Source organism: Campylobacter australis, from assembly GCF_050586305.1.
Lineage (GTDB): Bacteria > Campylobacterota > Campylobacteria > Campylobacterales > Campylobacteraceae > Campylobacter_A.
The window spans coordinates 514,971-535,627 of sequence record NZ_JAXUAA010000001.1; the positions used below are offsets into that span (position 1 = coordinate 514,971).

Consider the following 20,657-nt stretch of genomic DNA (forward strand, 5'->3'; position numbering starts at 1 on the left):
ATTATACCAAAAATAGGATTAGTCTTTTTTAAAATAGCGAAAATAGGCAAAATAGCATGCAAAAATAGTTGCTACACAGACTAAAAGCCAGATGGTTATTTGTTTAAGTTTAGCAGACAGTAAGGCTTCATTTTCGCCCAAAAAGTAGCCCAGTCCAAGCAGTATGGCTACCCAGATACCAGCCCCAAGAGTTGTAAATAGGCTAAATTTAAAGATGTTCATCTTTACTAAGCCTGCTGGTAGGCTAATGTATTGTCTTATGCCAGGGATTAGACGACAGTTAAATGTTGAAATTTCACCATGTTTGTTAAAAAATTTCTCAAATTTTTGCATTTTGGCCTCACTTATACCAACCAATTTGCCGTATTTTTCAACTAGCTCACGCCCAAAAAAGTAGCACAGATAGTAGTTAAACACAGCTCCAACAAGGCTTCCGCCAGTACCAGCTAACCATGCTACAGTAAGACTCATTTCGCCTTTGCTAGCAAGATAGCCAGCTGGTATCATAGCCACCTCGCTTGGAAAAGGGAAAAAAGAGCTCTCTAAAAACATCATTAAAAATATACCAAGATAACCCCATGCTGAGACATAAGATACGATTGTGTCGATTATACTGCTAAGCATTTTATGTCTTAATGTAAAATTTCGCGGATTAAATCAATCAAAATCAAAATAGTAAAAAAACCAAATATTGCCGCACAAATTCCATCAAGGATATTTTGTCTGCGTAAAAACGCTTCGCGTGCTTTTTTTGCTGAGAAAATTTTACCAAGCAATATAAAACATAGCATGCTTTCAATCGATATCACAGCGACTAAAATAGCCACTTGCGTAAGCGAGTTTGCTTTATCTACGAAGCGTGAAAAAATACTTGCAAAGTATAATATCGCTTTTGGATTTGATAAATTTGTTAAAAAACCCACTAAAAAAAAGTGCAAATCGCTGTGGCTTGAGCTATCTTTTGTTTTGATTTTTGTGTCTCTTTTTGTTTTGGCTGATTTAAAAAGCAAAAAGCTTAGATAAGATAGGTAGCAGACGCTAAAAACCATCAAAGCGATGCGTAAAGATGGAAAATTTAAAAATATAGTTTTAAGCCCAAAAGCGGTTAAAAATACCCAAATAACTATACCAGCTCCCACGCCAAGACAGGCAAATACGCTTTGTTTAAAGCCATGCGCAAGCGAGGTTCTTAGTATCAAAAAAACATCTGGCCCAGGCACGATGAGCGCTATAAAGTGGGCTAACATAAGTGGTAAAAGGGTATAAAATTCCATATTTATCCGTTTTATTTTGAGTCGCCAAACCGCTATTTTAGCTAGTTTGGCTTAAAATTTATGAAATTTTTATAAAAATGGCTAAAAAGTTGGTAAAACCGAGCCTTTATACTCATTTTTTATAAAATTTCTTATTTCATCGTTTGTGGTTGCTTTTATAAGAGCTTTTATTTTTGCGCTATTTTCATTGCCTGATTTTACCACGATGATGTTTGCATATGGGCTATCAGTGTTTTCTATAAGCAAGGCATCTTTACTTGGATTTAACCCCATATCAAGGACAAAATTCGTACTAATGGCAGCAAGATCAACTTCGTCAAGCGTGCGAGGTATCAAGGCGCCTTCAAGCTCTATAAATGTTAGCTCTTTTGGATTTTGCTTAATATCATGAATGCTTGCAAATTTTACATCATCTTTTAGCGTTATAAGTCCAGCTTTTGCTAGGATCTGCAAAGCTCTGTTGCCATTGCTTGGGTCGTGTGCGATTGCTATTTTGGCGCCATTTTTAAGCTCAGCAAGGCTTTTTATCTTGTTTGAGTAAAAGCCAAGTGGCTCAAGATGTATACCAGCCACACTTACTAAATTTAACGATAAAGTTTCGTTTTGGTTTTGTAGGTAGGGCAGATGCTGAAAGAAATTTGCTTCTATTGAGCCATCTTGTGTGGCAATATTTGGTATCGAATAGTCACTAATCTCAATAATTTCAAGCTCATACCCATCTTGTTTAAGAAGTGGTTTTACTATTTGCATAATCTGTGCGTGCGGGACTGGTGAGACTGCGATTTTTATCTTATTATCAGACGCATCTAGCCAAAGTGTAAGCAATGTAGCTAATAGTAATTTTTTAAATATCATTTTTTATCCTTTTTTAAAAATAGCAACGCTAAAAAGGAAAAAGCTTTTGCGTTGCATAGTTTTAGCCTTTAAAAGCTTGGTATGACCGCACCTTTGTATCGTGATTTTATAAACTCTCTTACTTCATCGCTTAAAATCGCATTGTCAAGCGCTTTTATCTTTGGCAAGTCTTCATTTCCGGCTTTAACCGCCACATAGTTTGTATATGGGCTATCTTTGCCTTCAAGCAACAATGCATCCTCGACCGGCTTTAGTCCAGCGTCAAGTGCGTAGTTGATATTTATAAAAGCGATAGTTGCATCATTTAGAGCTCTTGGTGTTAGGGCTGACTCCATTTCGACAAATTTTAAATTTTTTGGATTTTCTGTGATGTCGTGCGGACTTTTATACTCTAAGTCTTTTGTTTTTATAATGCCAGCTTTTTCAAGTAAATTTAGCGAGCGAGTCGAATCTGCGGCGTTATTTGAGATAGCTACAATATCGCCATTTTTAAGCTCATCAAGACTCTTTATCTTTTTTGAGTAAATTCCCATAGGTTCAACATGTACGCCAGCTGTTGGGACGATATGAGTATTGTTGTCTTTGTTAAATGCTTTCATATATGGAAGTCCTTGAAAGTAGTTTGCGTCAAGATCTCCTTGCTCTGTGGCAAGATTTGGCAAGACATAGTCGTTAAAAATTTTCACTTCAAGGCTATAGCCCTCTTTTGCTAGGATCGGTTTTACTACTTCTTCCAAAATCTCTGCATGTGGAACAGGTGTTGCGCCTATAATAATTGTCTTCTCATCACTTTTTGCATATAAATTTACAGCCACGAGTAGTGCTGTTACTAGTTTTAAAATTTTCATTATATTGTCCTTTGTTATTATTGTATAGTGTTTTTTTGGGAGGGGAGTAACCCCCGAGATTAAAATGCTGGCAAGATGGCGCCGTCATATTTTTTCTTGATAAATTCTCTAACTTCGTCTGAGTTTATCGCATTATCAAGAGCCTTTGTCTTTTTGCTATCCTTATTTGTATCCTTAACCACGACATAGTTTGTATAAGGGTTATCCTTGCCACTTTCAACAACTAAAGCGTCTTTGCCTGGATTTAGATTAGCATTTAGTGCGTAGTTTGTATTGATAACTGCTATCGTAACATCATCAAGAGAGCGAGGAGTTTGAGCTGCTTCAGTCTCTATAAATTTAAGATTTTTTGGATTTTCAGTTATGTCAAGTATGGTTTTTAGAGCATTTGAGTTTAACTTTATTATACCAGCACTAGCCAAAACATCTAGGGCGCGACTCTCATTTGTAGGGTCGTTTGGCACTGCAACGGTATCTCCAGCTTTAAGATCTGCTATATTTTTTATCTTTTTTGAATATACAGCCATAGGCTCAAGATGTACGCCGGCAGTATGAACTAGTGTTGTGCCTTTATTTTTGTTAAACTCATTTAAATAAGGTAAATGCTGAAAGAAATTTGCGTCAAGATCGCCATCTTGTGTAGCTAGATTTGGTATAGTATAGTCGTTAAACTCTTTTATCTCAAGTGTGTAACCATCTTTTTCAAGTAGCGGTTTTACAACTTCTAAAATTTCAGCATGAGGAATAGGGGTAGCACCAACTACTATTTTTTCACTTGCAGTAGCAAAAACCGATAGGCTTAGAGCAACTAATGATGATAGAACTATTTTTTTTGAAAACATTTTTTATCCTTAATAAATTTGTTTGCTAACTCATCTAAAAAGGATAAATTTCGCCCTTTGAGTGCGGGCGGAGAATTTCTTTTTAAATGTTTAGCTTCCTAAGCACTTAAAAAGAAATTCGTGCTCAGGGTTAGTCTTTCGACACCTTAATCTTTACAAAGCGACACATCTCGCACATATCTGATTTCATGTTTGTCCTTTCATTTTAAAATTGTGAAATTGTATGAAAAAAAAGTTTAAAAAAAGTTTAAAAATAAAAAAATTAAGCTAAATAAAAATATAATATGCCAAAAAAATAAAAGGTTAGCAATGCTTGAAATAAACTTTGATAAAAATGGCAAAATTTATAGTCACATAAAGGGTGTATATAAAGTCGCTACTCCTGAGGAGAAAGTGCGTCAAAATTACATTTGCACACTCGTAAATGCCTATGGATATGATATCTCTCAGATGGACGAGGAGCGTGATTATAGTGGTTTGCGTGGAAGTGGTGGGGCAAGAGCGGACATAATTATTTGGGAGAGTGTAAAAGCAAAAAATGAAAATAAATCCCCATTAATAATCGTTGAGTGCAAAGCGGATAATATCCATATTAGTGAGCGTGACTATATGCAAGGAGAGCTTTATGCAAGACAAACGGACGCTCCATTTTTTGTAACACACAATAGCTACGAGACAAGATTTTGGCGAGTTATGAAAGATAAAATGCCCGGATACCGCCAAGAGATTTCAAACATACCGCAAAATGGAGCTGGTAAAAAGGAGATAGAAAATTTACTTAAATCTCTAGTTGCATTTAAAGAAGATGAGTTTGCAAATTTGCTTCATAAATGCCACAATATAATACGAAATATAGAAAAGCTAGATCCTGCGGCTGCATTTGATGAGATAGCTAAAATTTTATTTATGAAGGTTTATGTCGAAAGACTACTTTTAAAAAATGAAAACTCCACAACAAATATTTTTACAAAAGATTATTTAGATAAGCTAGAAAACGATATAAAAAATAATCCACTCATAAAAACTGATAAATCAGCCGTTGAAACACTTTTTGAAAATACCAAAAAAGAGTTTGCAAAAGATCAGATTTTTAGTTTTGATGAAAAGATAAATTTAAAGCCAAACACAATCATACGCATTGTTAGTGAGCTTGAAATTTATAATCTTTCACTAACTTCTGCTGATGTAAAAGGCATAGCATTTGAGCGGTTTTTGGGTCGGACATTTAGGGGTGAGATAGGTCAGTTTTTCACTCCACGAAGCATAGTAAATTTTATGGTAGATATGATAGATCCAAGGGAAAACGAGACCGCTTGCGATCCAGCTAGTGGTAGTGGCGGATTTTTGATACGCATATTTAGTAGGGTTAGAGAGCTTATACAAACAAGCATTATTAAAGAGTATGAAAGCTTTAAAAAGGAGCTTTTAAAAGACAAAGAGCCTACTGCAAAACAGGCTGAAATTTTAAATAAAAAATATGATGAGCTACAAGAAAATTTAAGCCTAGAAAACAAAAATTCGCCTATCTTTAAACTATCTAATTTTTGCATTTTTGGCACAGATGCAAATGACAGAATGGCACGCACATCAAAAATGAATATGATAATGCATGGAGATGGACACGGCGGCATACACCACCATGACGGACTTTTAAACATAAACGGCATTTTTGAAGATCGTTTTGATATTATTCTTACTAATCCGCCATTTGGCTCACAAGTAGAAAAAGACGACCTAATTGAAGCAAATGCTGCTCAAATGCGTAAAAACGACAAAGGTGAGATTGTTCCAAGAGATGGATTTGAGGAGTATATTAAGGGTTATTGCGAGCTTTATGGTAAAGAGACTTATCAAAAAGCTCAGCTGAAAATCATAGATAATGTTGGTAAGCCTATCGCTTCGCTTTTTAATCTAAAAGAAAATTTAACGAGCGATAAAACAGAGCATCTTTTTATAAATCGCTCTCTTGACTTGTTAAAGCCAGGTGGTAGAATGGGGATAGTGCTACCAGAAGGCGTATTTAACACGCCAAATGCAGCTTATGTCCGCACTTTTGTAGAGGGCAAGGCATTCATACGAGCGGTCGTATCTTTGCCAAGTGAGACATTTTTAAGTAGTGGTGCAAGTGTGAAATGCTCGATTTTGTTCGTGCAAAAATTTAGCCTTGATGAACAAGTCAAATGGGATGAGCTTTTAAGTTCGCATAAAAATAGCTTAGAAACACTGCATAAAGACGAACTTGATAGCCTAGACGAAATCATCTCATATCGCAAAAACAAAGGCGAAAAAGAAGCTAAATTTAGCAAAGATGATAAGGCAATAGCAAAAGCGAGATTAAAAGTCTTACAAGAATATATCGCAAAACAAGCTTGGCAAAATGCTAAAAATGACTTTGACTATCCTATTTTTATGGCAGAACCTCTTAGTGTTGGCATAACAAGCACAGGCGAAACAGGTCAAAATGTGCCAAACGAGCTAATGGATAGCTTTGATGAAGATGGAAATTTAAAAGATAAAGGTATAGCTACACTTTTTAGAGAGTTTTTAGCCAAGCATCAAATTTCTTGGAGTGGCGTAAATGAGTAAGGTAAATGTTGTTTGGTTTAAGGATTTGCAAAATTGGAGTATAAAAAATAATTTTTATATAGATAAGATTTTTAAAAATTCAAAATATCCAATGGTTACTATCGGAAGTTTTTTGCATTCATATCCTGTGGAATTCGAAACTTTACAAGCCGATAAAGATTATAAAATTTTAGGCGTTCGTTCTTATGGATTGGGTGTATATCATAACAGAATTGCAAAAGGCAAGGAACTTATTACAAAAACAACCAAGTCATACCAAAAAATAGAATTAGGAAATTTGTTTTGGTGCAAAGTGGATACAAAAAACGGTGCTTTTGGCGTGGTTACAGATGATTTTATCGGCTACTATGCTTCAAAAAATATGGTTCAAGTAAAAATAGATAAAAGCATAGTAAATCCAAAATTTTTACAGTATTTGTTTGGGCGTAGTTTTTTTCAAAATTTCTTAGATTCAAAAATAACTGGAACGACCAACAGACAATATATATCTTTTAATGAAATGCAATTTTTACAAATCCCGCTTCCGCCACTTGAAATTCAAAATAAAATAGTAAATGATATTGAAAATATCAGATCTAAAATCAAAGCTTTGCAAGAAGAAGAACAAAGGCTAAAAAATGAAATTGATATATATATATATATAGCACTTGGACTTCACAAAAAGCAAAAAGTGCAAAAACAAAAGACTTTTGTAACTCGGTTTAAGGATTTGCAGCGTTGGGATTTAACATATAATCAAAGTGTAAATTTTAATGAGACAGGTAAATCTGAGCCAAAATATCCGCTTGTGAGGCTTGGAGAGATTTTACAAGAGATAGATACGCACACTAAAATTCCAAGTGAAAAAGAATTTGAATATGTTGGGCTAGAAAATGTTGAAAAAGGTAGTTTAAAATTTAAGGTCGTAAAAGCAAATTCAAATATTATAAGAAGCAATTCCTTGATTTTAAAAAACGGCTATATTTATTATTCAAAACTAAGACCATATTTAAAGAAAATTTTTTATTTCAAAGAGACGAAATTAATATATGCTTCATCTGAACTTGTCGGATTAAAATTAAAAGATGAAATTAATTCAAATTTTGTATTGTATTTGCTTTTGTCTGAATTTATAAGCTTACAAGAAGAAAAAACAAGTGGAGCAAGAATGCCAAGAGTAAATTTAAATGATATACAAAATTTCCAAATCCCACTCCCACCACTTGAAATTCAAGAAAAAATCGTAGCTGATATAGAGAATTTTAAAGAGCAAATTTCAAAAGCACAAATTGAAATTTTGGATTTAAAAGGGAAAGAAACAGCCGTGTTAAACAGCTGTTTTTGAGATTATTTTTTTGTATATTTATAGGCTAGATTTCCTAAAATTTGTGCGATTTGCACCATGATGATGAGTATCACGACGGTGTAAAACATAATATCAGGGCGAAATCTTTGATAGCCATAGTTTATCGCTACCGCTCCAAGTCCGCCACCTCCAACCGCACCAGCCATCGCTGAAAAGCCGATATTTACGATAAGAGTTAAAGTAAATGCCGAGATGATAGAGGGTAAGGCCTCAACGAACATGATACGAAAGATGATCTGAAAATTTGACGCACCAAAGCTCTTTGCTGCTTCGATGATGCCACTATCGACCTCTTTAAACGCACTTTCAATTAGTCTTGCTACAAATGGAGCTGCACCGATGGTTAGCGGCACGATGGTTGCTGTGGTGCCGATACTAGTTCCTACTATCATTCGTGTAACTGGTATCAAAACGATGATTAAAATAATAAATGGAAAACTGCGCAAGGTGTTGATGATAACATCTAGGACGAAGTAGCATTTTGGATTTGGGCGAAGTCCATCTTTGTCAAAAAGGATTAGTAAAACCGCAGGCAAAAGACCTATGACAAAGGCTAAAAATGTTGAAACTAGGCTCATATAAAGCGTTTCATTTATAGCAGGCAGTAAAATTCTATCAAAAATATCCGGAAATTTTGAAAAATCTATGCCAAACATGAAGCCCCTTTTTGCCTATTTTCTTGCTTGATTTTAGAGTAAATTTTTATAAAAATTGACAAAAAACTATCTTGTAAAATCACTCTGCTACCTCCCATAAAACACCACTTTTTGCGATATATTCAAGCACTTTTTCCTTGTCTTTTTTATCAACATTTATTACTAAATTTCCAAGTGCTGTTTCGTTTAATTTTTCTATCTTACCCCAGACGATATTAAAGTCGATATTTAGGGCTCTTGCCATCTGTGTTATGATACTTTGTTGGGCGACCTCTTTTGGAAAAAATAGGCGTATATTTACCCCATTTTCAGGTAAAAACTCGTCTTCACCCAAAAATTCTTTCATCTTTAAATTTGGTTTTAAAAACAGCTCTTCTATCCTGCCAGAGCCGATGATTTGCCCATGTTCAAGTAAGACCGCTCGACTTGCGATGCTTTTTACCACATCCATCTCGTGTGTAACTAGCACGACTGTGATACCAAGCTCTTTGTTTATGCGTTTTAAAAGTTCCAAAACCCCTTTTGTAGTGTTTGGATCAAGGGCTGAGGTTGCTTCGTCTGAGAGTAAAATTTTTGGATTTAGGGCTAGGGCGCGGGCGATCGCCACACGCTGCTTTTGACCGCCACTTAGAGCGTTTGGATAGCTTTTTGTCTTACTTTCAAGCCCAACTAAATTTAAAAGTTCATTTACGCGAGAACGGATAAAATCCTCTTTCATACCCCAAAATCTAAGCGGAGTCGCTACATTTTCAAAGATATTTTTACGGTTCATTAGTGCAAAGTGCTGAAATATCATGCCTATCTCTTTTCTGAAATTTCTTAGCTCATCACGGCTTATTTGATTTAGCTCTTTGCCAAAGACTTTTACGCTTCCTCCTTGATAGCTTTCAAGTCCATTTATGCACCGAAGTATCGTGCTTTTGCCAGCACCACTATGTCCGACAAGTGCGAAAATTTCACCACTTTTTATATCAAGACTTACATTATCTATTGTAAGAGTATCGCCGTAGTATTTTTTGAGGTTTTTTATCTCGATCAAAATATTTTTCCTTATAAAATTTCTGCTCTAAGCTCTTCTGGTGTCTTTGGTGAGATAAGTGCTGGAGCTATATCAAACACACTATATGCGCCACTTTCGCCTTTTTTGGCTAGGCGGTAAGCTGCTCTTGCATAAGCCACTAAGACGCTTGCTGTAAATTCTGGATTTGAGTCAAGTTTTAAGCTGTACTCTATAATGTGCTTTGTTTCGCCATTTTCACCACTAACGCCGCTTCTTAGCACAAATCCACCGTGCGGTATGCCACCATGCTCACGCTTTAGTGTTTCAAGATCGATAAAATTTACGCTTGTATCATAGTCGGCAAAATAGTTTGGCATAGTTTTTATCTCATGCTCTATGCTTGCTTTATCAGCCCCATCTTCTACTACGACATAGCACTCACGAAGATGTTTTGCTCTTGTGCTAAGCTCTGGGTTTTCGCCGTTTCGCACGCTTTGTAGTGCAGTATCTATTGGTACCGTGTATTGTCTAGCATCGATGACGCCTTTGATACGGCGGATAGCATCAGAGTGTCCTTGACTTACGCCTTTACCCCAAAATGTATAAGTTTTGCCATTTTCTAATACACTTTCACCAAAAAGGCGGTTTAATGAAAACATACCAGGATCCCAGCCCACCGCTATGATGCCTACTTTTTTATTATCTTTTGCTGCCTTATCGACATTTGCAAAATGCTCTGGAATTTTAGCGTGAGTATCAAAGCTATCAACGACATTAAAATTTTTTACAAACTCAGGCGTTTGCTCTGGCAAATCAGTTGCACTACCGCCGCAAAGTATCAAAACATCGATATTGTCTTTATACGATAAAATTTCATCTATATTATAAACGCTTGCTCCGCATGTTTTTACACTTTTTGGATCTCTTCTTGAAAAAACACCAACTGTTTCTAAATCTTTGCTATTTTTTATTGCTAGTTCAACACCACGACCTAGGTTGCCGTACCCTAAAATTCCTACTTTTATTTTCATTTTTTTCCTTTGTATAGTTAAATTTGTTATTTATAATGGTTTGCTAAAACGCATTTTTTAACGCTGAGATTATATTATTATTTCATTAAAAAATAATAAATCACATATATCCAGCTCAAAAATCCATGCATTATCGCCCACAATATACTTTTGTTCGCACTCCAAGATAGAGCAACTGCAACAACTGTGCCGAGTGTAAAACCGCCAATACCACCTTTTAGCATCTTCTCTCCTTGTTTTAGTTATAAAGCCCCAATAGCCTTTAGCTCGCCACAAACCTTAGCAAATTTCTCTTCTGCATTTTGCAGGGCTTCACGATTTGTTTCGACCACATTTTTTGGAGCTGAAGCTACAAATTTTTCATTATTTAGCATTGCGCTTAGTTTTGCTATCTCTTTTTCTAGCTTATTTTTTTGAGAATTTAATCGCTCTTTCATTGCACTTGTATCAATGCCTTCAAGTGGTATAAATGTGCTTAAATTTTCGCTTACATCTACGGCAGAATTTGCGATATTTTCATCGCTAAATTCTATCTCTTCACATTTTGCAAGTAGTTTTATATAGTTTGTAAATTCACTTAGTCCGCTATTTTTATCATTTAGCTTTATAAATGCCTTTTTGATTTTTGAATTTCCAAGCTCAACTGTCGCTTTTGCCCGGCGCACACTTACGATAGCTTCTATGATATATTCAAAATTTTGCTCTATTTTTATATCTCTGCTCACATTAGATGGATAGCTTTGAACCATTATGGAGGCTTCATTTTCTAGGCTTGTGCCGCCAAGTTCATGAAAAAGATACTCTGAGATAAACGGCATAAATGGGCTTAGTAAACGCATAGCTTCTTTAAATATCGCTCCAAGCTCGCCTATAGCCTCTTTATCTGCCTTGCTAAGTTCTATGCCCCAGTCGCAAAACTCGTCCCATAGAAATTTATAAATCGCGTTTGCTGCGTCATTAAATCTATATGCATCGATATTTTCTCTAACCTCTTTTACGCAGTTATTAAACCTTGAGAGCATGTATCTGCCAAGGCTAGTTTTTATCTGCATATCGCTTAAATTTTGAAATTTAGACTCATTTAGTAACAAAAATTTACTTGCATTATAAAGCTTGTTTGTAAAATTTCTAACAAGAACGAGCTTTTCTTCACTTAGTCTTATGTCGCGTCCTTGAACTGCAAGAAGTGCTAGTGTAAAGCGTAAAATATCAGCCGAATACTCATCTATCTTATCGAGCGGGTCTATGATATTTCCACTACTTTTGCTCATCTTTTTACCATCTTTATCTTTTACAAGGGCATGTAGGTAGATGTCTTTAAAAGGAATTTGCCCTAGCGCATTTTCGCTTTGAAACATCATTCTTGCAACCCAGAAAAATAGTATGTCAAAGCCGGTGATTAGCATTGTATTTGGATAAAATTCGCTAAGATCGCTTTCAAACCATTTTTCATTTTTTAAGCTCTCGCCATTGCCCCAGCCAAGCGTTGATATAGGCCACAAACCGCTACTAAACCAAGTATCAAGCACATCTGGGTCTTGATGAAAGTGCTTTTTGCCGCATTTTGGACAGCACTCTGGCTCATCTTCTTCGCTAGCCCACTCATGCCCGCACTCATCACAGTAAAATACAGGAATTTGATGTCCCCACCAAAGCTGGCGACTTATACACCAGTCTTTTAGTTCGCGCATCCAAGCATTAAAGCTGTTTATCCAGTGGCTTGGGTAAAACTGTGCTGCGCCTTCATTTACCTTTTTTATCGCATCTTGGGCAATATTATTTTTTACAAACCACTGTTTTGATATGTATGGCTCGACCACATTTTTACAGCGGTAGCAGTATCCAACTTGGTTTTGATAGTCTTCTATTTTTTCTACATTTCCCAGCTTTTCAAGCTCAGCAACTATAATATCACGCGCCTCTAAACGCTCAAGTCCAGTAAATTTATCACAGTGTTCGTTTAAAATTCCATTCTCATCAAAAATAGTTAAAAACTCCAAGTTATGGCGCTTTCCAACTTCATAGTCGTTAATATCGTGCGCTGGAGTAACCTTAACAAGACCTGTTCCAAACTCCATATCAACATGCTCATCTGCGATGATAGGGATTTGTCGGTTGATTATCGGCAAGATCACTTTTTTGCCGATTAAATGTTTGTATCTATCATCGTTTGGATTTACCATGACGGCGGTATCGCCAAAGTATGTTTCTGGTCTAGTTGTGGCGATGATGACATAAGGTTTTGTGTCTAAAATTTCATTTGAGTTTTCTGCTAAATAGTATCTAATGTGATAAAGTTTTGCGTTATTTTCTTTATGCTCTACCTCTACATCGCTTAATGCACCATCGTGAGTACACCAGTTTACCATGTAGTTACCACGGACAATTAATCCTTTTTCATATAAATTTACGAAAGCCTTTTTTACAGCCTTTTTTAGCCCCTCATCCATAGTAAAGCGCTCTCTGCTCCATGCTGGAGTGATACCAAGACGGCGCATCTGATGAACTATCTGACCGCCACTTTTTTCCTTCCATTCCCAGACTTTTTCAAGGAATTTTTCGCGCCCAAGCTCCTCTTTTTTTATATTTTGTGCTAAAAGTTGCTTTTCTACAACATTTTGTGTAGCTATGCCAGCATGATCAAGCCCAGGCTGCCAAAGTGTTTTAAAACCATCCATACGCTTATAGCGAGTCATGATATCTTGGAGTGTAAAAGTTAGCGAGTGTCCGATGTGAAGCACGCCTGTAACATTTGGCGGTGGCATCATGATACAGAAATTTTTGTTATTTTTTTGGATATTTTTATTGCCATCTATCTCAAAATATCCACGCTCTTCGCAAATTTTATAAAATTTTTCTTCTATCTCTTTTGAGTCATAAAATTCAGCCACGATAATTCCTTAAATTTAGCTTTTAAAAGTGTTCGATTTTATCAAAAAAATGTTTAAATTTGGCTTTTTAAGGACAGAGTAGGGGCACAAAGCCCCTTTGAGAATCATTTTACAATAAAGCTTTTTTGAGCCAAATCATAATCATTTTGCTCTTCATTATACATGTTTTCCACGCTTACTGCTGGTAGGTTACACTTTCCTTTTAAAACGACCCTGTAAGGGGTAAATAGCGTTTTGCTAGCCCCCTCATAAAGACTAAAAAAGCTTATAGTACGATCATCTTTTAATGTTTGATACTGTAAATTTAAGCTATTTTTCAGTATCTCTGGGCGATTGATGTTTGTTATATTTTCATTTATAGCTTCAAAACAAGTGCTAGTTATCTCGTTTATTACGCCAACTTCAATAGGGCTTTTTGCGCTAATCTCAAGTTTTGAGTAAATAATATCATTTTCTTTAAGTGAGTTTAAGGATATTTCTTTACCACTTTTATCTACAAAAGTTCTAAAAATATCAAGCTCTTTTTGATCTTTTTGGTGTTTGATGTTAAGATCTGTGTATGCGCTTGAGACGATACTTACAAAAATAGGAGTGCTAGACTCTATGCTAAATTCGCCATTTTTAGAGGTTATATTTACGCTTGCGCCCTTTTGAAATTCGGTCGTTTTTCCATCATAAGTTAGTTTAAAATTAGCACCATCTTGATTTGGAAAATAGGCATTTAATGCACGCAAAACAAAGGCTCGCTCTTGTGTTGAGTTTGTGCTGTTTATCTTTGTTATAAGCTCTTTTGCAAGCTTATCAGAAAATGAGTCTTTTTCAAAATGCTTGGCATGTAAAAATAGCACAAATGCGTCATTTCTAAGTGCTGAGTGAAAATTTTCGTTGCTATTTTGTATGGTTTGATTTTGTGGTTTTTTATTTTTTATGATAGAGTTTGCCTCTTTTTCATATCCTGAAATTTTAAAAATAGAAGCCATCAAATAGCTATCTAGCAAGTTTCTTGTGTAGGCTTTTGAGTCATAAAGTGTATTTAGCCTAGACTTGTCTATGGCATTAAATTTTGCTAGTATATAAAGTGCGTAGAGTGCTTGAGTTTGATTTTTTAGCTTTAACTCTTTTATCCCGTTTATAGTGCGGTTTTTAGTACTTTTATCGACGCTAAAACCTGCATTATCAAGCTCAAAAATAGTATCGGCTGCATAGATTGAGGCAAAAGTGTTTACATCTGTAACTTCACTCCAGTAGCCAAATTCTCCGCTACTTTTTTGCATTTTTATTAGTTCATTTAAGCCACTTTTTATAAAGCGTATCCTGTCTTGCTCTTGTGTATCATTTGCACTTTTTGCGTGAAGTAGGGCGAGAAGCCTGCTAGAGCGTTGCTCCGAACATCCATAAGGATACTCAATCAAATTTTTTGAAAGAGTGGCAACTAGGCTTGAGATGGATGTTGAAGCATCTATGTTGATATCTTTAAAGCCTAGTGGAAGCTGAAAATTTCTTGCTTTTTCAATGCTATAGCTTTTTGCAAAAGTGCTTTTTGGGTATTTGTGTATTATGTCAAGTTTGCTTGTATGAGTAAAAATTTCACCATCCTCTTCTTTTGCTATGACCTCAAAATTTGCCTTGCCGACCTCTTTTGCGTTCAGTTTTAGCTCTAAAACTTCGCTTTGTTTTGGATCTATACTTATGCTTGTGGTGCTTAAATTTACATCTAAATTTTGACTAGAATTTATACTTAGTTTTAGATTTTTCTCTTTATCAGTGGTGTTTATTAGCCTTAAAAGTGCTTGTATCTCATCATCTTTTACAATGTAGCTTAAGATACTAGGTTTTAGCACGACATCATCTTTTATGATGATATTTTGGCTTGATGCGCCTATTTTATCATCATTTGTGCTTATAGCATCTACCCTAACGGCTGAATTTAATCCTTGTGGAATTTTTATCTCATAGACAGCAGTGCCATTTTGATCGGCTTTTAATCGAGCCATCTTTACAAAGCTCTCAATGTTCTTGCTATCAACAGGACTTTCGTGCTTTGTCATGCGTGCAGCCATTAGCATATTTGTCATATCTCCGCCAAAATTTAAAACCTTCCCAGTAACTTCATAGCTTGCTAGGCTGTTATATATGTCATAGTCAAAAACTCCGTCATTTAGCTGTTTTGTGAAATATTTTAGTGGATTTGGACTTTCTTGATTTGTGATATTTACCACTCCAAGATCTACTGCAAACAGCGATATATCTGAGTTTGGAGCGGTTTTAATCTCTATGCGAACTTTTTGGTTTGTTTTTGCGGTTTTTGGAGCATTTATGCTAGTTTTAAGCTCTTTATGTAAAACATTGGCTTTTGTATAAACTTTAGCGTAAGCTCTAAAAGGCACATTTGATTGATCGGCAAGTCTGTAAATGCTAGCACTTACATAGCCTCCATCAAAGCCCTCTGGCACTTCAAATTTAGCATTTGCTGAATTGTTTTTAATATGTGTTAGTTTATGTGCTATAACGCCATTTGCTTCAAGAGTTATAAGCGCTATACCCTCTTTTATAACTGAGCTAATATCGGCACTTATCGTTTCACCAGCTTTGTATTTTTTAGCATTTAGCTTAATTTGCGCTTGAGTTAGCTCATTTGTTGGGGTTAGTGTTGAATAGTTAAAGCCGCTTACGCTTATATCTACGCTGGCACTTGCGCCGCTTATTTCGTCTTTTGCTATAACTGTGTATTCGCCACTTTGTAAAAATTCATATTCAAAAGGTTCTGATTTTATAAATTCTGCTACATCTTCAAGCTCTTTAAACCATCGTAAGTGTCCATGCTCGTTTATGTTATACTGCCAGATGGTGCGTTTTATTTGAAATTTTATATCCTTTTTTTGTGGCAAAAATGCATTCGTATCAAGCGATATAGCCTGAAGTTTTACCTTTTCGTTCGGCTCAACAAATGTCTTATTTGCATATACTCCTACAATATTATCAAATGGGAAAATTTCAAAATTTTTAATATCGCTAACGCTCTTGCCGTCATCATTTGTGCTAAATGTAAGAATCGCATCGATAACATTTGCAGAGTTTTGCGGTAGATGTATAGCAAAAGCTTGTTGGGCTGTGCCGTTATTTTCAAGCTTAAAATTTTTAAATATACTTTGGTATTCGCCATTTTTTAGAGTATGATTTTTAAAGCTAAAGTCCTTGTATGTTTCATTTTTATACTCTTTGTTAAACATGCTAAGCTCGGCTGTTGCACTTAAATTTCCAGCCGCAGAGCCAAAAAGATAGGTGCTTGTAAAATTTGCTAGGATAACTTCGTTGTTTTTAAAATTTTCTTTTTGCAAAGATATCTCATTTTTTATCCGAGACGGTGTAAAGCTCTCTACAAAAAAAGGAACGCTTCTTATCTTTTTTGAGGCATATATGACATCAAGTATAAATTTTCCAGTAAGTTCACTAGAGAGGCTTTTGTTAAAATCAATAACGCCAAATTCATTTGTTTTTAGGCTAGCTTCTATGAGTTTTTTGCTTTGTGGATCGCTAAAAACGAGTCTAACTGGCATTTGATTTAATGGCTTAAAGTCATCAGTCCTTAGATATATCGCACCTTGTATGTTTTCGTCTGGTCGGATAATGTTACTTGCAAAATGCACAAATGCACTTACACTCTCATTTGCATCTTGTTTTTTATAGTAGGCATTTTTGTTTAGTTTATCAAGCTCGTTTATAATAAGAAAATTTTGCTCTTTACCAAGACTGACTACAACTGACTTTGCGTTTTTGTAAATATCTTTTTTGCTAAGCCTGTAAATTCCTTCATCATTTGTTGCCCCTACGCCAAGCTCTTCATTTTTATGCCCATAAATTTTGACATTTGCATTTGCTAGCATCATGCTCTCTCCAATGCGGTTAGCAAAGACAAAAAGCTCATCTTTGCTTAGCTTTGCATTTACGGCGATGTCACTTAGATATACAGCTTTTTGCAAAAGTTTGTCTTTATCGTAAAAGATATTTATAAGATAAACACCATCACCAGAGCCAGCAAAATCAAGCTTTATCTTGTGTTCTTGTGGTTGGTTTAAGGTCCCGCCAAGGTCGTAGATTTTAGAGGCTACTTCAGTTGTGAGCTCGCTAAGTTCGTGCTGTTTGAAATTTAAAAAGTATCTATAGTTTTGGTCGCTAAGCTTTTCTATTACTACTTTTATTTGTGGCGTGTTTGCACTTTTTATACCGATAGTGCCTACGCTTGAGATATATGGAAGGTCATTTATAAAATTTACAAATGGCTTTAAATCCCCAAGCTTTACGCTAAAATTTTGCTTGCTTCTAAGTATGCTATACTCATCTCCAAAGCCCGGTAAAAGCTCTATATCATATTCAGTTTGCGGCGCAAACTCATCGCTTAATATAGTAAAATAGTACCAAAAATTACTATCTATATTTTCGCTTTCTCTTTGAGAGTGGGTAACATATTCTGTTTGTGAGATGCTAAAATTTTTAATGCCTGAAATTTTTATAAATTTCTTAGCGCCATCTGTTTCTATATAGTCTTTTAGATAAAATCTTATCCCCATTTTGCCGTTTTCAAGCTGGGCTGAGACTGGTGTAGCTAGAGTGAGTGTTTTTGCTTTTTCATTATCGGTAAAATTTGGTTTTTCTGCATTGGTTTTGCTAAAATTTTTATTAAAATCTTTTAGAGTCTTTGCTCCGTAAATGCTTTTAAAACCTTTTGCAAGGCTAAAATTTGGCTCTAAAATATCTTCATTAAGAGTTATAAGAACATCTTTTTTGCTAAGCATTTGTGTGCTAAAGCTTGCTTGATCTATCTTTAGGGAATTTGCTAGTTCGCTTGCATTTATATCATCATTAAACGCTATGACATAGTTTTTTGGGCTTATCTTTTTTAGCTCTTTGACGGCAAAGTTATCTGTTTGAAACTCTGTCTTGCTCTCTTTGGTGGCGCAGATATATTGCATACCAGCGTGCAAATTTGGCTGATAAATTATGATACTTTTTTGTGAGTATTCACTAATGCCTTCAATGCTTGGACTGCATTTTACAAGCTCTTTATTAGTTATTTTGCCTATTAAATTTTCACTCAATTCATTTTTTGTGCCAAGTTCAAGCATTAAACCACCATCAAAAATCCGAGCTTCTCCATTAAGCTCAAAAGCGTAAGTGGAAATAGTAAGTGCAAGTGGTAAAAAAAGACGCGCTAAGAGCATATCATCTCCTTATTTTTATATCTATTTGTGTTAAATTTGAGTTTTCATCAAGGCACTTTAGTGTATGCTCACCAAGTGGCAAGCTAACTATATTTTCGCTTCCGCTTTCTACTTTGATAAACTCGTTATCGTCTATTTTTAAGAAAATTTCATCTCCTAAAAATGCATAGCATTTTACCATAATTTTGCTTACTTCATTAAAGGCTATGATATTTTCATTTGCATAAGGGCTTGAGAATACAGGTTTTTTGTCTCTTAAATGCTCTTTACAAGGACTTTGCGAGAGTTCTAGTTTGGTTAAAATTTCATTTTTGATTAAAAAATCAAGCTCCTCGCTACGCATATTTTCGCACTGCGATAGCGGTTTTACGCCCTCTATTATCTCATCATCTTGCTCGTTTTTGCACTCTTTTAGGCTAAAGGCGTCAAGGCAGATTTTTTCACTTTTTATGCCACTTGGCTTTCTCATAAAACTTAAATTTTCGTTTAAAGATATAAGCTTAAACATATCAAAAATCACCTTTGATGCATCCTTTAAGCCAGTTAGCCCTATCATCTTTTGAGCGTTAAAATTTCCTATCCAAACGGCTATGGTGTAGTTTTGATTAACACCAACAGCATAGATATCCCTTGTGCCGTAGCTTGTTCCTGTTTTAAAGGCGATACGCGGCGTATTTTGTGCATATTGCCAAGCATTTCCTAGATATGTTCTGCTTGCATTGCTTAAAATTTCTGCGGTTAAAAAGGCGCTTTGTTCGCTGATTAAAAACATCTCATCTTTTTGTCCATTCACAAGCTCGCCAGCAAACTCAAGTGGCTTTAGCATGCCTTTGTTTGCGTATATTGTATAAAGATGAGCTAGATTTAAAAGGCTTATTTCAGAGCTACCAAGCACTATACTTGCTCCGTAAAATTCTTTTTTTTCATCAACTAAATTTGCTTTTTGCATTAGTTCAAATAGTGAATTTTCACCAAGCTTTTCATTTAGGCTTACAAATGGGATATTTAAGCTAAAACGAAGTGCGTCAGATGCGCTTACTATGCCTATAAAGCTATTATTAAAATTTCTTGGAGTATACTCATTTAGTGTTATTTGCGTATCTATAAGCTCTTTTTTTGGTGTTATAAGACCGCTATCAAGACCTAGAGAAAATATAAATGGCTTTAGGGTGCTGCCTACATTTCGTTTCATATTTAGTGCGCTATTTTTTCCATCATTTGCCAGCTCGTCATGCGAGCCAACAAAGGCTATTACGCTCATTTTTGTGTTGTCAATAATTATACCAGCGGCATTATTTGCATTTTTTTCTCGCAACGCTAGCATGGAAGTTTTTAGGACATTTTGTAAATTTTGTTGCATTTTTAGGCTTAAATTTGTATCTTTTAAGCCATTTTTTATAGCTACATCGCTAAAGTCAGGGGCGTTATATGGTAGGCTCTTGCGGGTGTTTTGAAACGGCTCATTTTGTGCTCTGATAAAGGCGTTTTTATCGATGATGTTAGCTTTGTAAAGCATTTTTATGACTCGATTTTTAAGGATATTTATATTTGAGCGACGATCAAGTCTATTTTTGTTTGGATTTTTAGGTATGGTGCTAAGGAGTGCCATTTGTGCATAGCTAAGCTCATCAAGATCTTTTTGAAAATAGCTAAGTGAGGCAGCTTTTACTCCTTGTATGTTACCGCCATAAGGCGCTAGATTAAAGTAAAAATTTAAAATTTCATCTTTGCTAAAACGCCACTCAAGCTGAAGTGCGACAAATATCTCACGAATTTTGTTTGCATAGGTGCGTTCGTTTTGACTAAGCATTCTTGCTACTTGCATGGTTAAGGTGCTTGCCCCTATGCGGTTTTTATGGTTTATGTTGTGTATGGCGGCTCGTATGATAGAGAGTGGATTTATGCCAAAATGATAGTAAAAATACTTATCCTCAAAAAGCACAACGCTTTGTTTTAAAACATCTGGGACATTTTTTGTATAAAATCTAAGAGTCCCATCGCTAGCAAGTTTTATGCGTAAAATTTCACCGTTGCTATAAAAAACAACCTTACTTTCATCTTTTTTAAGCGCATCTAAATTTAATGGGTAAATGACATCAAGCGTCAAAAA

Annotated in this window: 14 protein-coding genes; 2 read left to right on the forward strand and 12 right to left on the reverse strand. The window is 35.4% G+C overall.

Annotated features, from left to right (window positions below; all coding sequences use genetic code 11):
• Positions 1-18 precede the first annotated feature (18 nt).
• From U5B17_RS02655 to U5B17_RS02675, 5 genes are all read right to left on the reverse strand, one after another.
• The gene (locus U5B17_RS02655; protein WP_430803807.1) at positions 19-624 is read right to left on the reverse strand and encodes a DedA family protein; all 606 of its coding nucleotides are present in this window, start codon (positions 622-624) and stop codon (positions 19-21) included.
• Positions 625-632: 8 nt separating this feature from the next.
• Entirely contained in the window at positions 633-1,274 is a 642-nt protein-coding gene (locus tag U5B17_RS02660) for a LysE family translocator (RefSeq protein ID WP_430803808.1), read from the reverse strand.
• 81 nt (positions 1,275-1,355) lie between these two features.
• Complete coding sequence (locus U5B17_RS02665; RefSeq protein WP_430803809.1) at positions 1,356-2,129, reverse strand: MetQ/NlpA family ABC transporter substrate-binding protein; 774 nt, start codon at positions 2,127-2,129, stop codon at positions 1,356-1,358.
• A 68-nt stretch (positions 2,130-2,197) separates the two neighbouring features.
• Positions 2,198-2,977: a MetQ/NlpA family ABC transporter substrate-binding protein gene (locus tag U5B17_RS02670; protein ID WP_430803810.1), complete on the reverse strand. Its 780-nt coding sequence runs from the start codon at positions 2,975-2,977 to the stop codon at positions 2,198-2,200.
• A 59-nt stretch (positions 2,978-3,036) separates the two neighbouring features.
• Positions 3,037-3,819, reverse strand: a complete 783-nt coding sequence (locus U5B17_RS02675; RefSeq protein WP_430803811.1) for a MetQ/NlpA family ABC transporter substrate-binding protein — start codon at positions 3,817-3,819, stop codon at positions 3,037-3,039.
• 309 nt (positions 3,820-4,128) lie between these two features.
• Here U5B17_RS02675 and U5B17_RS02680 point away from each other — a divergent pair, with 309 nt between their 5' ends.
• A complete protein-coding gene (locus U5B17_RS02680; RefSeq protein ID WP_430803812.1) occupies positions 4,129-6,405 on the forward strand; it encodes a type I restriction-modification system subunit M in 2,277 nt (758 codons plus the stop codon).
• Positions 6,398-7,729, forward strand: a complete 1,332-nt coding sequence (locus tag U5B17_RS02685) for a restriction endonuclease subunit S (protein ID WP_430803813.1) — start codon at positions 6,398-6,400, stop codon at positions 7,727-7,729. Before U5B17_RS02680 ends, U5B17_RS02685 begins: the two co-directional genes overlap by 8 nt.
• 2 nt (positions 7,730-7,731) lie before the next feature.
• Here the strand turns inward: U5B17_RS02685 and U5B17_RS02690 are convergent, their stop codons facing one another.
• From U5B17_RS02690 to pbpC, 7 genes are all read right to left on the reverse strand, one after another.
• Positions 7,732-8,406, reverse strand: coding sequence for a methionine ABC transporter permease (locus tag U5B17_RS02690; protein WP_430803814.1), 675 nt, complete (start codon positions 8,404-8,406; stop codon positions 7,732-7,734).
• Between the two features lie 79 nt (positions 8,407-8,485).
• Complete coding sequence (locus U5B17_RS02695; protein ID WP_430803815.1) at positions 8,486-9,445, reverse strand: methionine ABC transporter ATP-binding protein; 960 nt, start codon at positions 9,443-9,445, stop codon at positions 8,486-8,488.
• 11 nt (positions 9,446-9,456) lie between these two features.
• Positions 9,457-10,437, reverse strand: coding sequence for a diaminopimelate dehydrogenase (locus tag U5B17_RS02700; protein WP_430803816.1), 981 nt, complete (start codon positions 10,435-10,437; stop codon positions 9,457-9,459).
• Positions 10,438-10,514: 77 nt separating this feature from the next.
• Positions 10,515-10,661 carry a hypothetical protein gene (locus tag U5B17_RS02705; protein WP_430803817.1) on the reverse strand — a complete coding sequence of 49 codons (147 nt, stop codon included), beginning with the start codon at positions 10,659-10,661 and terminating at the stop codon, positions 10,515-10,517.
• 18 nt (positions 10,662-10,679) lie between these two features.
• Positions 10,680-13,328 carry a valine--tRNA ligase gene (locus tag U5B17_RS02710; protein WP_430803818.1) on the reverse strand — a complete coding sequence of 883 codons (2,649 nt, stop codon included), beginning with the start codon at positions 13,326-13,328 and terminating at the stop codon, positions 10,680-10,682.
• A gap of 104 nt (positions 13,329-13,432) precedes the next feature.
• Complete coding sequence (locus tag U5B17_RS02715; protein WP_430803819.1) at positions 13,433-18,547, reverse strand: alpha-2-macroglobulin family protein; 5,115 nt, start codon at positions 18,545-18,547, stop codon at positions 13,433-13,435.
• A gap of 1 nt (position 18,548) precedes the next feature.
• Positions 18,549-20,654, reverse strand: a complete 2,106-nt coding sequence (gene pbpC, locus U5B17_RS02720) for a penicillin-binding protein 1C (RefSeq protein ID WP_430803820.1) — start codon at positions 20,652-20,654, stop codon at positions 18,549-18,551.
• Between the last annotated feature and the right edge of the window lie 3 nt (positions 20,655-20,657).